The organism is Fusibacillus kribbianus, assembly GCF_030053595.1.
GTDB classification, from domain to species: domain Bacteria; phylum Bacillota; class Clostridia; order Lachnospirales; family Lachnospiraceae; genus Lientehia; species Lientehia kribbiana.
Window position 1 is genome coordinate 65695 of the sequence record NZ_JASGBQ010000010.1, and the last position, 13621, is coordinate 79315.

Sequence of the window (13621 nt, forward strand, 5' to 3'; positions counted from 1 at the left end):
CTTCTATTGTTCTTTCTGCCGTTCGGCTTCCGCCCGGGAAAGGATGGTGCCGCCTCCGGCCACATATTCCCCGTCATAAAGAACCAGGGCCTGTCCCGGCGTCACAGCCCGCACCGGCTTTAAAAACCGACATTCCAGCAGATCTCTGCCGATCTTCTTCACTGTACAGCTTTCCCCCCGGTGTCCGTAGCGGATCTTCCCCAAAAGCTCTTTTCCTTCGTCGAAATCGGAAAGAGCCATATAATTCAGCTGATTGCAGTAAACCGTATCGGTAAAGACGTCCTCCGCCTCCCCGATCACCACCTCGTTCGTTTCGGGACGGATCTCCGTCACAAAAACAGGATGGCCCATGGACAGATTAAGTCCCTTTCTCTGCCCCACGGTATAATGAATGATGCCCCGGTGTCGTCCAAGGATCCGTCCGTTTTTGTCTACATAATTGCCCGGAGAAAGGGGCATATCCGTATTCTTTTCAATAAAGCTCCCATAATCATTATCCGGCACAAAGCAGATCTCCTGGCTGTCCGGCTTCCCGGCCACCGCAAGTCCCCGCTTTGCCGCAATGGCCCGAATCTCGTCCTTTGTATAATCCCCCACCGGCATCAGCGTATGGCGAAGCTGCTCCTGGGTAAGATTATACAGGGCATAGGTCTGATCCTTGGCCGCAGTCACCGAATTTCTGACGGCCATACGGCCATTGGAAAGCTGTTCGATTCTGGCGTAATGACCGGTGGCAATGTAATCGGCCCCGATCTCCATGCTTCTTCGAAGGAGCGCCTCCCATTTCACATACCGGTTGCAGGCAATGCAGGGGTTGGGAGTCCTTCCGTGAATATAGTCATCCACAAAATACCGGATGACCTTTTCCTTAAAGATATCCTTAAAATTCATCACATAATAAGGAATGTCCAGGATGGAAGCCACCCTTCTTGCATCCTCAACTGCAGAAAGACCGCAGCAGCCACCGTTTTCTTCGATGACTGTCCGGTCTTCATCCTGCCATATCTGCATGGTCACACCAATGACCTCATAGCCCTGCTCTTTGAGCAGACAGGCTGCCACCGACGAATCCACTCCGCCCGACATGCCCACCACTACTTTTTTCTTTACCATCAATACTCTTCTTCCTCTTCACCCTCGCTGATATCAGACTTGGGTTTGGAGAGACCCTCTATTTTAATATGATTCTTCTCTGCATAATCCCACAGTGCGGCATGGATGGCTTCTTCCGCCAGCAGAGAACAATGAACCTTGACGGGGGGAAGTCCGTCAAGGGCTTCCATAACCGCCTTGTTGGTCACCAGAAGGGCTTCGTTGACAGATTTTCCCTTCACCATTTCAGTGGCCATACTGCTGGTCGCTACGGCTGCACCGCAGCCAAAGGTCTTAAACTTCACATCGCGGATGATCTGATTCTCATCGATATCCAGATAGATCCGCATGATATCGCCGCATTTTGCATTGCCAACGGTACCAACACCGCTGGCCCCTTCTATCTCTCCCACATTTCTGGGATTCTGAAAATGGTCCATTACTTTCTCACTGTACATTTTAATTCCTCCGTGTTCAATCTGTCTGTCAGTCTGCATTCACTACTTCTTTGCCCTTGCTGATGAAATCCTCATACAGCGGCGACATAGAACGAAGCTTTGCAACAATTTCTTTTAATTTATCAACTACAAAATCAATCTCTTCCAGAGTGGTATCTTCGCCAAGGGTCAGTCTCAGAGAACCGTGTGCGATCTCGTGAGGCAGCCCGATAGCCAGAAGCACATGGGACGGATCCAGAGATCCGGAAGTGCAGGCAGAGCCGCTGGAAGCACAGATACCGGCCATATCCAGCATGATCAGCATGGATTCCCCTTCCACAAACTGGAAGCTGAAGTTGGCATTGTTGGGCAGACGTCTGGTCCTATGACCATTGAGTCTGGTGTAGGGAATTTCCTTCATGACACGCTCGATCAGATGATCCCGAAGCTCTGTTTCCCTCTTGCTTCTTTCTTCCATAGTGTCAGCACAAAGCTTCGCTGCCACGCCGATTCCCACGATACCGGGTACATTCTCCGTACCGGCACGGCGCTTTCTCTCCTGAGCTCCGCCGTGAACGAAGGAACGGATCTTCACGCCCTTTCTGATATAGAGGAAACCGATGCCCTTAGGTCCGTTTAACTTGTGGCCGCTGGCGCTGAGCATATCGATCCCCATCTCGTCCACATTGATCGGTACATGACCGAAAGCCTGAACCGCATCCGTATGGAAAAGGATTCCTTTTTCCCTGGCCAGCTTTCCGATCTCGGCGATGGGCTGCATAGTTCCGATTTCGTTATTTGCAAACATAACGGAAATCAGAATGGTGTCTGGACGGATGGCTGCCTTAAGTTCCTCCATGTCAACAACACCGTTTTCATCCACATTCAGATAAGTGATCTCATAGCCCCTGCCTTCCAGGTATTCACAGGTATGAAGGATCGCATGATGCTCGATCTTTGTGGTAATAATATGCTTTCCCTTTTTCTCGTATGCCTCAGCTGTAGCCTTCAGTGCCCAGTTATCGGACTCGGAGCCGCCTGCCGTGAAATAGATCTCCTCGGTGTTTGCTCCCAGCACCCTGGCAATGCTCTCTCTTGCCTCAGTGATGGCCTTCTTGTTTTCCGCCGCGAAGCTGTATACTGCGGAAGGATTGCCGAATTTCTCTGTAAAATAGGGAAGCATGGCATCCAAAACCTTCGGGTTTACTTTTGTTGTTGCCGCGTTATCCAGATAAATCAACCGTTCCATAATCAATATCCTTCTTTCCTTATTGTTATATTATTCTTCCTTCCATGTCCCTGCCTGCATGGATTTTGTCTGCGCTACAAGCTCCTTCAGAGTAATATGATTCACCGTATCCTCCAGGCTCTCGTTGATTTTCTTCCAGACATATTTCGTCGCACAGGATTTCGCCGCCTTGCAGCTGGTCTCATCCTCAAAGCCCACGCAGTCCACAGGAAGGAGTTCCCCCTCCAGCGCCCGCAGGATATCTCCCACAGAAATGTCTGCCGTATCGCCCGCGATCTGATAACCGCCCTGATTGCCGCGGATGCTTTTCACAAGCCCCGCCTTTTTCAGCATGCCCAGAAGCTGCTCCAGATATTTTTCTGACAGATCCTGGCGTTTTGCAATGGCCTGAATGGGCACAGGACCTTCCTCACAGGTCACTGCCAGGTCAACCATGGCCCGGAGTCCGTACCGGCCCTTTGTCGATAATTTCATGCCGCCCTCCGAATCCCCAGTGTTTTACTATGAATTACAATGTAACTATACCACCCGCAGGTATCTTTGTCAAGCTGTCTGTGCAATCTTCTGCCATATATCTTTACAAAGGCAGAAATATTACAGAGGAACCGATGAATATACTGTAGCATACACGATTTCTGGCCGCCTTTCATTTTATTTCTGTTGAGGTTTCGATCCCATGAATAATAAAAAGCAAAAAAATCCCCTGATTCTCGGCACCCTCCTTCTGACCGGTTCCGGCATCATTGCCCGGATCGCCGGATTTTTCTACCGGATTTTTCTTTCCCATAAAATCAGCACGGAGGCTATGGGACTGTATCAGCTTGTCTATCCTGTATACAGCATCTGCTTTTCCCTCTGCTGCGGCTCCATGCAGACGGCCATATCCCGATTTGTAGCGGCCGAATACCAAAAAAAAGAAGAAGGAGCCAGCCGCCGTTATCTGGCCTGCGGACTCCTTCTGGCTCTTTCTCTGGCCATGACTGCAGCGTTTGGTATTTACCGGTTTGCTCCCTTTCTGGCCCGCCTCGTTCTTTTAGAGCCCCGGTCCGAAAACCTTCTTAAAATCCTGGCCTTCTCTGTCCCCTTAAGCGCCGTCCATTCCTGTATCTGCGGCTATTACTACGGCATCAGTAAAGCCCAGATCCCCGCTGCCGCCCAGCTTGCAGAGCAATTTGTCCGGATCTTCACAGTGATCACCGTCATCCATATTGCTGAGGCCTCCGGGAAACCGCTCACCGCCGTTTATGCAGTCCTCGGTCATCTGGCCGGTGAAGCAGGCGCTTTGTTTACGAGCCTTTTGTCCTTTTCCATGCGAAGTAGCAGACAGGCATACCGGCGCTCCTCCTCTGCCGCAAAAGGCGCCCGTTCCAGGCATTCCCCTCAGCCTACAAACAGGGCCCTCCTCCAGGGCCTCCTTTTCCTGGCTCTTCCCCTCATGGGCAACCGGCTGATCATCAGCCTTCTCCAGAGCGCCGAGGCAATTATGATTCCCGGCTGCCTGCGCAGCTACGGACTCTCTGCCTCCGATGCCTTAAGCGTATACGGTGTGCTGACCGGAATGGCACTTCCCTTTATCCTCTTTCCCACAGCCATCACCGGCTCTCTGGCTGTCATGCTTCTTCCTCATATTGCTGCCGCCCAGTCAGCCAACGCCTATGACCGCATCCATTACTCCGCAGGGATCTCGATCCGCTGCAGCCTGTACATCGGAATCCTCTTTGCCGGAATTTTCCTGCGTTTCGGTCCCACGCTCGGCCCTGTCATCTTTCACAATGCCGAAGCGGGAAGCTTTCTCACCGTTCTTGCCTGGCTCTGTCCCTTTCTGTATGTGGCAGGAACCGCAGCAAGCATCATCAACGGACTGGGATATACCAAAAACACCTTTCTTCATTCTGCCGTAAGTCTCTTTGTCAGGCTTCTTTTTGTGGTGCTTTTCGTTCCTGTCATGGGAATCCGGGCTTATCTGTGCGGACTCCTCATAAGCGAGCTGATTCTCACCTTCTGCCACCTTGTATTCCTGTATAAAAAGACCGGATTTTTCCTCTCTCCGGTCTATGAGCTCCTCCGTCCTGCTGCAGCCGTCATCCTCTCCATCGGGATTTCTGCCGCCTGGGATGCTCTCCCCATCCATGACGGAATACCGGATCTGCCGGATCTTTGTGTCTCAGGCTTTTTCTTTGTCCTCAGCTATCTTTTCTTTCTCTTTGTAACCAGGAAGGAATAAGCTTCGTTTATTCATCGTTTTTCTCCTTTTCTTGCAGCATCCATGTACAGAGGACAACATATCCATGAATACTGACGCCGCACTGTTTTATCGCATCAGGCTTATGAGAAGCTCTGCCGCCTTTCCAAAAAGAACCATAAAGCCACAGCTGATCAGAAAAAACACCGTCACAAGCAAAGCAGAAATACCGGGCTTTTCCTCCATTTTCTGGTTGTAATCATTCATCCGCAAAATTCGCTTCTGCATATCATCCGCGCCTTCATACAAACAGACTACCATGGAAAAATCATCTTTTTTCCCACGTAAGCCTGATTCAGGATACGCTTAAAGTATTCCTTCCAGGAAAGCTCCATATCTCCCATATCATAATATCGTTTTGGAAGGTAGATTTCCGGACGGAATACACCGGTTACCATCGGTGCCCGCAGATTACCGTGATAATAAACAGAAATCTCCCGGTTTATTCCAAGTCGAAGTCTGACAGAATTCATGATTCGTACCGTATCCTCATACGTTCCCCCTGAAATCAACGGATACAGAACCTTTTGCCTTCCAATGCAATATACCGCAGGCATTACATAAAATAAAAGTGCCAAACGTCCCGAATAAAGAATTCACGAATATTGTCTCCTGTGATCCAGGCTTCTGACCACAAATCGCCAGATACAGCAGGCTGCCCCATCGGAAGAACAGCCGCCAAATCCGGTCTTTCTTTTTCTCATGTTGGTACTTTTATCTCTTACTTATCTCCATAGTGATATCTGCAGGACAGGATATATACATTATTAGCATCAATCTTGTAAACCAACCTGTCTTTATCGTTAATCCGTCTGCTCCAGAACCCGGCTAAATTCCCTTTTAATGGCTCCGGTTTTCCAATTCCCTCATTGCCGTTTCTGCATATATCTTCTATCAGAGTATTTATTTTTTTCAGTGTCTTTCTGTCCTCAGTCTGCCAGTAGACATAATCCTCCCATCCGTTATCTGTAAACAATTTATTCATCCGCAGCTTCCTCTGTCAGATCATGAATGGCAACAGCACCCTTTTCTAACTGTGCTTTGGATTCCATCAGCCAGTCAAAGTTCGCTTTATTTCCCATAAGATACGCATTTTCCATCAAATTGTTATAGTTTTCTTCCGACAGTATGACCACATTCCGATTGTCTTTTCTGGTAACAATCACAGTTTCATAATCCTCTGTCACTTTGTCCATGTAGGCTTTCATATTCTCACGAAGATTTGTATAATTAACTGCTAACATATAAACGCCTCCTTCAAGTACAGTTTTCTGTACGTTTTGTTTTCTTTATTATAGCGTACAGTTTTCTGTACGTCAATGGGTTTGTTATATATTATTCACCTTAACCGCTTCAGTTATAAAAAATAAGCCCACCGCTTTACATTTCTGTAAAACCATGGGCTTATTCTCGCTTTTACTAAACGTCCGTCTCGCTCTCCTCCAGAAGATAAGGCGTCACCTGATATACATAGAAATTGATCCAGTTGTTGTACAGAGCGTTGGCGTGCATCCTCCAGGTAAGCATCGGCCGCTTCTCCGGATCATCATCGGGATAATAGTTTTTCGGGATCGCCGTATCCATTCCCTTGCCTCTGTCGCGGCGGTACTCGCCGTCAAGGGTTACACGGTCATATTCCGGATGGCCCATGACAAAGATCCGCTTTCCGTCCAGGCTCTGCACCAGGAAAACACCTGCCTCATCAGACTCTGCCAGGATCTTAAGCTCCGGACAGGCTTCAATGTCCTCTTTTTTTACATAAGTGTACCGGGAATGGGGCGCACGGAACACGTCGTCAAAGCCGCGCACCAGCGGTACGGTGCGGTCCAGCACCCGCTGCTCAAAAATGCCGAAGAGCTTTTTCTCCATCTCATGCTTCTGGATCCCGTAATGATAGTAAAGTCCGGCCTGAGCTCCCCAACAGATATGCACCGTGGAGGTCACATGGGTATTGGTCCACTTCATGATCTTCGTGAGCTCTTCCCAGTAATCCACATCCTCAAACTCCATCTGCTCCACTGGCGCGCCGGTGATGATCATGCCGTCGAATTTCTGTTTCCGGATGGCATCAAAGGTCACATAAAACTTATTCAGATGGCTCACTGAAGTATGGGTCGATTCATGGCTGGACATGTGAAGAAAGGTGATGTCCAGCTGAATGGGGGTATTGGACAGGGCACGGAGAAGCTGAGTCTCCGTATCCTCCTTCACCGGCATCAGATTCAGAATAACGATCTGAAGGGGGCGAATATCCTGGGAAAGGGCGCGGTTCTCATCCATCATAAAAATATTTTCCGTCTCAAGTATTGCCCGCGCCGGCAAATCATTCTGTACCTTAATTGGCATAATCTACTCCTGTTCCGTCAGCTTCAGGAATTCCTCCTCCGTAATGATGGGAATTCCCAGCTCCTTTGCCTTTTTATTTTTGGAGGAGCCTGACATGATATCGTTGTTGATGAGGTAATCGGTTCTGGCCGTAACGGAACCTGTCACCTTGCCGCCCAGACGCTCAATGAGTGCCTTGACTTCATTTCTGTTGGCAAAATGCTCAACAGAGCCGGTAATAACAAAGGTCTTTCCTGCCAGAAGCTGTTCAGCCGCTGATGGCATTTCATCCTGAAATGTCACCAGCTTAAGCATTCGGTCAACCTCCCCCGTATTCCTCTCCGACTTAAAGTACGTCAGGATCCCGTCTGCGATCACCGGGCCGATGCCCTCGATCTGCTCCAGTTCCTCCCTGTCCGCGTGACGGAGTCTTTCAAAATCATAATCAAAAGCCCTGCAAAGGACTCTGGCGTTGGCAGCGCCGATCCCTGCGATCCCCAGTCCGTAGACAAACCGTGGCAGAGTGGTCGTCCTTGCTTTTTCCAGGGAAGCTTTGAGATTTTCAAAGGATTTTTCACCAAAGCCCTCCATGGAAATGATCTCTTCCCTGTGATTTTCCAGCTGAAACAGATCTGCAAACTCCCGGACAAAACCGGCATCCACAAACTTCTCCAGCGTTGCCTCCGAAAGGCCGTCCACATTCATGGCATCCCGGCTCGCGAACAGGGAAAAACGCTTGATCTTCTTTGCCTGACAATCCGGATTCGTACAATATAACGCCTTAACCCCATTTTCCTGACGGATCTGTGTGGGGCCGCCGCAAACAGGACAGGATGAGGGAATTTTCACACTCCCGCTTCTGGTCCGGTTCTCTGCGATCTGGGGAATGATCATGTTGGCCTTATAGACTGTGATCTCATCTCCCTCACCCAGCTCCAGCGCCTCCACAATACTCACGTTGTGAACGCTGGCTCTGCTGACCGTGGTACCCTCCAGCTCCACCGGTTCAAAAACTGCCACCGGATTGATGAGACCCGTTCTGGAAGCACTCCATTCAATATAGGAAAGATGAGTGGACTGAACCTCATCAGCCCACTTGAAAGCAATGGAATCCCGGGGAAACTTGGCCGTTCTTCCAAGGGAACGTCCATAGGCAATATCGTCGTAAACAAGGACAAGACCATCGGAGGGAAAGTCATTGTCCCCGATCCTTTCGGCAAATTCCTCCACGGCCGCTTCCGTTGTTTCTCTATCCACTCTTTTATATTCCACCACATCAAAGCCCTGGGCTGCCAGCCAGGCAAGCTGCTTCTCTCTGGAATTTTCAAAATCCACACCCTCCGCCTTTACCAGGGAAAAGGCAAAGAAATTCACATTTCTCCGGGCGGTTATTTCACTGTTCAGCTGGCGGACCGAACCGCTGCACAGATTTCTGGGATTCTTGTATCTGGCATCGGCGTCTCCAATCTCTTCATTGATCTTCTGAAAATCTGAGTATTTGATGACTGCCTCCCCCCGGAGCACCAGTTCTCCCTGATAGGAAATGGAAAGGGGCAGATTGGCAAAGACCTTCGCATTGGCCGTGATCACCTCGCCGATCTCTCCGTTTCCCCTGGTGACCGCTTTGAAAAGCTTTCCGTCCCGATAGGTAAGAACAATGGTAAGACCATCTAACTTCCAGGAAAGAAGCCCCTCCTTATCCTTAAGCCAGGCAGCCAGCGCCTGAGCATCCTTCGTCTTATCCAGGGACAGCATGGGGCTCTCATGGGCTTCCCTGGGAAGCTCGCTGAGAAGCTCATAGCCCACTCTGACTGTCGGACTTTTGGACAGAGTGACCCCGGTCTCAGTCTCAAGGGCGGCAAGCTCATCGTACAGCGCATCGTATTCATAATTGCTCATGATCTCCCGATTCTCCTGATAATAGGCTTTTGCAGCCTCATCGAGGATCCGGACCAAATCTTTCATCCGCGCAAGCTTTTTTTCGTTCTCCATAATTACCTCTCTTTGTAGGGCTTCCCGCTGGAATCTCTGAGAAGCTCCCGAAGGCTTCTCATTTCCGCCTCTGTTGCCTCCCGGTATCCCCCGAGTGGAATGCCGTCCACCACAAAATTCAGCACCCGTACCCGTTTGAGCGCTGCCACCCGGTAACCAAAATACTCACACATCCGGCGGATCTGACGGTTTAATCCCTGCGTCAGGATGATGCGGAAGCTCTGCGATCCGGTTTTTTCCACCTGGCAGGGCGCTGTCACTGTCCCGAGGATCGGCACTCCTCTCCGCATGGCCTCCAGAAATTCCGGCGTCACCGGCCGGTTCACTTTTACCAGATATTCCTTTTGATGAGCATTTCCCGGGCGAAGGATTTTATTCATCAGGTCTCCCTGATTGGTCATCAGGATCAGTCCCTCCGATTCCTTATCCAGCCGTCCTACCGGATAAAGCCGGACCGGGTAATCGACCATATCCACAATGTTTTTCTCATTTTTGAATTCCGCCGTCGTGCACACGACCCCGGCGGGTTTGTTGACCAGGAGAAGCACCGGGCGTTCTTTTCCGCCCACGGCCTTTCCGTCCAGCAAAACCTGCTGCCCGGGAAGGATCCTCTGTCCCATGGAAGCAGTCACGCCGTCCACCGTGATCCGGCCAGCCTCAATGAGTCTGTCGGCTTCCCTGCGGGAGCAGACACCCGCCTCGCTTAACATTTTATTCAAACGGATTCCCGCTTCTTCCATACTGTCCGATCTCCATTCTGCCGTAACTCCTCCGGCCATTCCGCTTTTCACGCTACGAACAGTATACCCTTCCCGCCGCCGATAGTCAAGAAGTGTCCTTTCATTCCTCCCGGCAGAAAAAAGCGAAACAAAACGAGCGAAGTCCGGAGTTGATCCAGACTCCGCCCGGCAGAATCCTGATAAAACTCAAGCTGCAATCCCCGTGAAGCCCACTGCGGACTACCTGATATCTTTTCTGCAGTATTTCACCCATCCGATCATGATACCGGCAATCCCAAACACCATACCCAGAGCCACAAGTCCCCAGTCCAGGCTGAGCTCTGTCATAATGTCCGCTCCCTCTGCATACCCAAAGGGCGTGATATATTTAAGGATTTTCCCACTGTCAGCTATATTGGCAATAATATTCAAAAAATACATGACAGCTGCAAGGCCGAGCCCGATTCCGATGCTTCCTCTGCGCAGGAAGGCGGAAATGCCGAAACAGATTCCGGCAAGCTCAAACTGCAAAAGCAAATAGGCCAGATGCAGAAGGGTGACTGCCTTCCACGGTACCGTCTCACCCACCAGGACAATGGAAGCAACAGACAGCCCATAGATCACCACATTTAAAATGAGAATCTGGAGCATGACGGCAATGAGCTTCTCTGCCACAATGCGGCTGCGGCTGACCGGGTGGGTCAGAAGAAATTCCGCCGTATGATCCTTCTCCTCCTTGGCAAGGACAGATACCGCAAAAAGGGATGCAAAAAAAGCTCCTCCAAGTCCCAGTATATTGCCGCACTCCACCGCGTAAAAGCCGGTCAGACTGCCAAAATTGACCTTATCCATCCCGAACGCCGCGGTAAAGCTTCCCATGGAGGCAAACATCTCGCTTACCCCGTCCATCTCTCCCTTCATTTCCGGAAACATAAAAATACAGACTGCAAACAGGAGACCGATGACTCCTGTCCACACCGCCAGAGAAATTCTGTTCTGCTTTAATTCGTGCCTGATCACTGTCATTTTTCCTCGCCTCCGTCCAGATAATAATGCATAAAGATCTCTTCCAGATCCGGCTCAGCTACGGACAGATCCCGGATATGCTGCCCTGCAAGAACCTGAAGCAGAAGGTTGATGTCTCCGCCGTACAAAAAGCTCACACCGTCATCGGTCTTTTGCAGGTCACGGATATGGGAAAGTGCTTTCATATCGACCTCGCCCTGGATATGGATCCGTTTTGCGCTGGTTTTCGAAAGTGCCTCCACACTGTCGCAGGCGATCAGCTTTCCCTCCCGGATGATGGCCGCTCTGGTACAGTTTCTCTGTATCTCCGACAAAATATGGGAGGAAAGAAAAATCGTGGTTCCCCGGCTGTTTCTTTCCCTGAGGACGGAAAAGAATTCCCTCTGCATGAGGGGATCAAGCCCTCCGGTCGGCTCATCCAGGATGCACAGCCGCGGATCGTGCTGCAGGGCACAGACAATGCCAACCTTTTTGCGGTTTCCAAAGGACAGCTCCTCCACCTTTTTCGAGCTGTCAAGATCAAACCGTTCGCACAGCTCTCCCGCTTCTTTCCTGCAGTCCTTTCCCCGAAGATCAGCTGAAAAACGGATCACATCCTTCACCCGCATTCCGGAATAAAAAACAGCCTCCGACGGCAGATATCCCACCTGGGACAGAATCTCCTTCCTGTCTGTTTCAATGTCCTTCCCCAAAATCTGCGCGCTTCCCCTGCTTTTTTTGATGAGTCCCAGAAGGGTGCGGATGGTGGTGCTTTTGCCCGCTCCGTTGGGACCGATAAATCCAAAAAATTCCCCCTCGGAAACCGTCAGATCCAGGTCAACGATCCCCCTGGCTTTTCCATAAAATTTGGTAAGTCCCTTTGCTTCGATTGCATTCATAGTCATCCCTCTTTTCTCAGATACAGTTTTTTCCAAAATTCCAGCAGCTTCATGAAATCCTGCTCCATCTCGTCCGCATCCACTGTTCCCCGCTGAAATTTTTCCCAGAGATATCCCTCCGAGGCCCAGTACATGTCCTGATACATCATCTGAAGATCCAGTCCCGGCACAAACTGTTCCGGATCCAGCCTCAGCTGAGCAGCATTTTTCTTAAATACGCCCCGTTCTGCAATACTTTTCTGAATCTCCCCGCAAACCTCCGGATCCTTCTCATAATAGGCCTTTATCACAAAATTTCCCATATCCGGATATTGCCTCATAATACATGCTTTTGCTTTAAGTCCCCGATACATATTCTCAAACATATCATTCTGTTCGTAGCATCCCCATTCGTTCAGATACTGCATCGTAACATCCGCACAGTTATTCCAAAGAAACAGATACAGCTCCTTCTTATTCTGAAAATAATGAAACAACAGGGATTTACTGATACCTGCAACCCCGGCGATCTCACTCATCGGGCTCTTCTTGTAGGAATTCTGCGAAAACACCCGATATCCTGCATTGATGATCGCCTGCCTTTTTTCCTCCGGCAGGGTAAAAAATTTTTCATTCATTGCCATTCCTCCGTTGACCGTATCGGTCAATTATAATTATACTCCACTGACCGTTTTTGAGAAGACCCTCCCGGGGAGAAATATGTATTTTATCCTGTGACGTCGATAGTGTCAATAGTTTTTCGCAAATTTAATTTCTGCCGTTCAGCAGATGGCAGTTAACCGGCTATGATATCAGACAGCAGGTCATCCTCTGGTTTGGAAAGGTGATCCATATTCATGTAGCGTCTGGTTCCCCATTGGGTTCCGGCTACATGGCGCAGTCTGGCACATACGAGCATCAGAGCACTTTGGCCGTCAGGAAAAGCGCCGATTGCTTTGGTTCGGCGTTTGATCTCTCGATTCAGCCGTTCAATGGTATTATTGGTCCGGATTCTGGTCCAGTGCTGTGTTGGAAAGTCCATGTAGGTTAGAGTTTCTTCAATGCCATCCTGTAGCTTTTTGGCGGCAGAACTAAGCTTCATTTCCTTCAGTTTTTCAGCAACCTGTCGTGCCTTCCCACGTGCTGCTTCCTTGCTCTCCTGGGCATGAATGGCCTTTAACATCATGGCTACAGCCTTCATCTTATTACGTGGAGTAACAGAGAAAATGTTCCGGTAAAAATGGACAGTACAGCGTTGATAATGGGCATCCGGAAATACTTCTGGTATGGTTTCAAGCATTCCGAGATTTTTATCTCCGATGATCAGGCGGACTCCAGTTAAGCCTCGCTCTTTCAGCCATACAAAGAAGGATCGCCAGCTCTCCTTGTCTTCTTTCATCCCTTCAGCTGCACCGATGATTTCACGGCAGCCATCGTTGCTGACTCCAATGGCAACAAGGATAGAAACGTTTTGGATTTCACCACCCCAACTGCGTTTCAGATAGACGCCATCCACATAGACATACGGATAGCTGCCGACCAATGGGCGTGTACGCCAGGTTTCGATATGCTCATATGCCTTTTTATTGAGGTTGCTGATAGTGCCTGGGGATACTTTTGTTCCCCACAAGGCTTCGGTGATATCCTCGACACGCCGTACAGAAACGCCTGCCAGATACATT

16 protein-coding genes are annotated in these 13621 nt (G+C 49.8%); 1 reads left to right on the forward strand and 15 read right to left on the reverse strand.

The genetic code is table 11. The features are described from left to right. Positions 1–3: 3 nt before the first annotated feature. From mnmA to QJ036_RS07465, 4 genes are read right to left on the reverse strand one after another with little or no spacing between them, the layout of a single operon-like run. Positions 4–1113 (reverse strand): tRNA 2-thiouridine(34) synthase MnmA, encoded by a 1110-nt coding sequence (mnmA, locus tag QJ036_RS07450; protein ID WP_283230758.1) that lies wholly within the window; start codon positions 1111–1113, stop codon positions 4–6. Further along, a complete protein-coding gene (gene nifU, locus QJ036_RS07455) occupies positions 1113–1550 on the reverse strand; it encodes a Fe-S cluster assembly scaffold protein NifU (RefSeq protein WP_283230759.1) in 438 nt (145 codons plus the stop codon). The genes mnmA and nifU overlap by 1 nt, the downstream gene beginning before the upstream one ends. Positions 1551–1578: 28 nt before the next feature. Continuing rightward, positions 1579–2778, reverse strand: a complete 1200-nt coding sequence (gene nifS / locus QJ036_RS07460) for a cysteine desulfurase NifS (RefSeq protein WP_283230760.1) — start codon at positions 2776–2778, stop codon at positions 1579–1581. A gap of 30 nt (positions 2779–2808) precedes the next feature. Continuing rightward, complete coding sequence (locus tag QJ036_RS07465) at positions 2809–3252, reverse strand: RrF2 family transcriptional regulator (RefSeq protein WP_283230761.1); 444 nt, start codon at positions 3250–3252, stop codon at positions 2809–2811. A gap of 202 nt (positions 3253–3454) precedes the next feature. Here QJ036_RS07465 and QJ036_RS07470 point away from each other — a divergent pair, with 202 nt between their 5' ends. Continuing rightward, complete coding sequence (locus tag QJ036_RS07470) at positions 3455–5002, forward strand: polysaccharide biosynthesis protein (protein ID WP_283230762.1); 1548 nt, start codon at positions 3455–3457, stop codon at positions 5000–5002. 87 nt (positions 5003–5089) lie between these two features. Here the strand turns inward: QJ036_RS07470 and QJ036_RS07475 are convergent, their stop codons facing one another. From QJ036_RS07475 to QJ036_RS07525, 11 genes are all read right to left on the reverse strand, one after another. Next, positions 5090–5281, reverse strand: a complete 192-nt coding sequence (locus tag QJ036_RS07475) for a hypothetical protein (protein WP_283230763.1) — start codon at positions 5279–5281, stop codon at positions 5090–5092. Then, on the reverse strand, positions 5275–5493 hold the full coding sequence (locus tag QJ036_RS07480; protein ID WP_283230764.1) for a hypothetical protein: 219 nt from the start codon (positions 5491–5493) through the stop codon (positions 5275–5277). Before QJ036_RS07480 ends, QJ036_RS07475 begins: the two co-directional genes overlap by 7 nt. A gap of 248 nt (positions 5494–5741) precedes the next feature. Next, positions 5742–6005 carry a Txe/YoeB family addiction module toxin gene (locus QJ036_RS07485; protein ID WP_283230765.1) on the reverse strand — a complete coding sequence of 88 codons (264 nt, stop codon included), beginning with the start codon at positions 6003–6005 and terminating at the stop codon, positions 5742–5744. Then, positions 5998–6264, reverse strand: coding sequence for a type II toxin-antitoxin system Phd/YefM family antitoxin (locus QJ036_RS07490; RefSeq protein ID WP_283230766.1), 267 nt, complete (start codon positions 6262–6264; stop codon positions 5998–6000). The genes QJ036_RS07485 and QJ036_RS07490 overlap by 8 nt, the downstream gene beginning before the upstream one ends. A gap of 175 nt (positions 6265–6439) precedes the next feature. Then, positions 6440–7366: a homoserine O-acetyltransferase MetA gene (metA, locus tag QJ036_RS07495; protein WP_283230767.1), complete on the reverse strand. Its 927-nt coding sequence runs from the start codon at positions 7364–7366 to the stop codon at positions 6440–6442. A 3-nt stretch (positions 7367–7369) separates the two neighbouring features. Then, positions 7370–9337: an NAD-dependent DNA ligase LigA gene (gene ligA, locus QJ036_RS07500; RefSeq protein WP_283230768.1), complete on the reverse strand. Its 1968-nt coding sequence runs from the start codon at positions 9335–9337 to the stop codon at positions 7370–7372. A gap of 2 nt (positions 9338–9339) precedes the next feature. Continuing rightward, a complete protein-coding gene (locus tag QJ036_RS07505; RefSeq protein ID WP_283230769.1) occupies positions 9340–10077 on the reverse strand; it encodes a pseudouridine synthase in 738 nt (245 codons plus the stop codon). Between the two features lie 219 nt (positions 10078–10296). After that, entirely contained in the window at positions 10297–11082 is a 786-nt protein-coding gene (locus QJ036_RS07510; protein ID WP_283230770.1) for an ABC transporter permease subunit, read from the reverse strand. Further along, a complete protein-coding gene (locus QJ036_RS07515; protein ID WP_283230771.1) occupies positions 11079–11960 on the reverse strand; it encodes an ABC transporter ATP-binding protein in 882 nt (293 codons plus the stop codon). The genes QJ036_RS07510 and QJ036_RS07515 overlap by 4 nt, the downstream gene beginning before the upstream one ends. A gap of 2 nt (positions 11961–11962) precedes the next feature. Further along, positions 11963–12577 (reverse strand): TetR/AcrR family transcriptional regulator, encoded by a 615-nt coding sequence (locus QJ036_RS07520; RefSeq protein WP_283230772.1) that lies wholly within the window; start codon positions 12575–12577, stop codon positions 11963–11965. A 158-nt stretch (positions 12578–12735) separates the two neighbouring features. Further along, the coding region (locus QJ036_RS07525; protein ID WP_283230773.1) for an IS256 family transposase at positions 12736–13621 on the reverse strand (886 nt) is incomplete at its 5' end.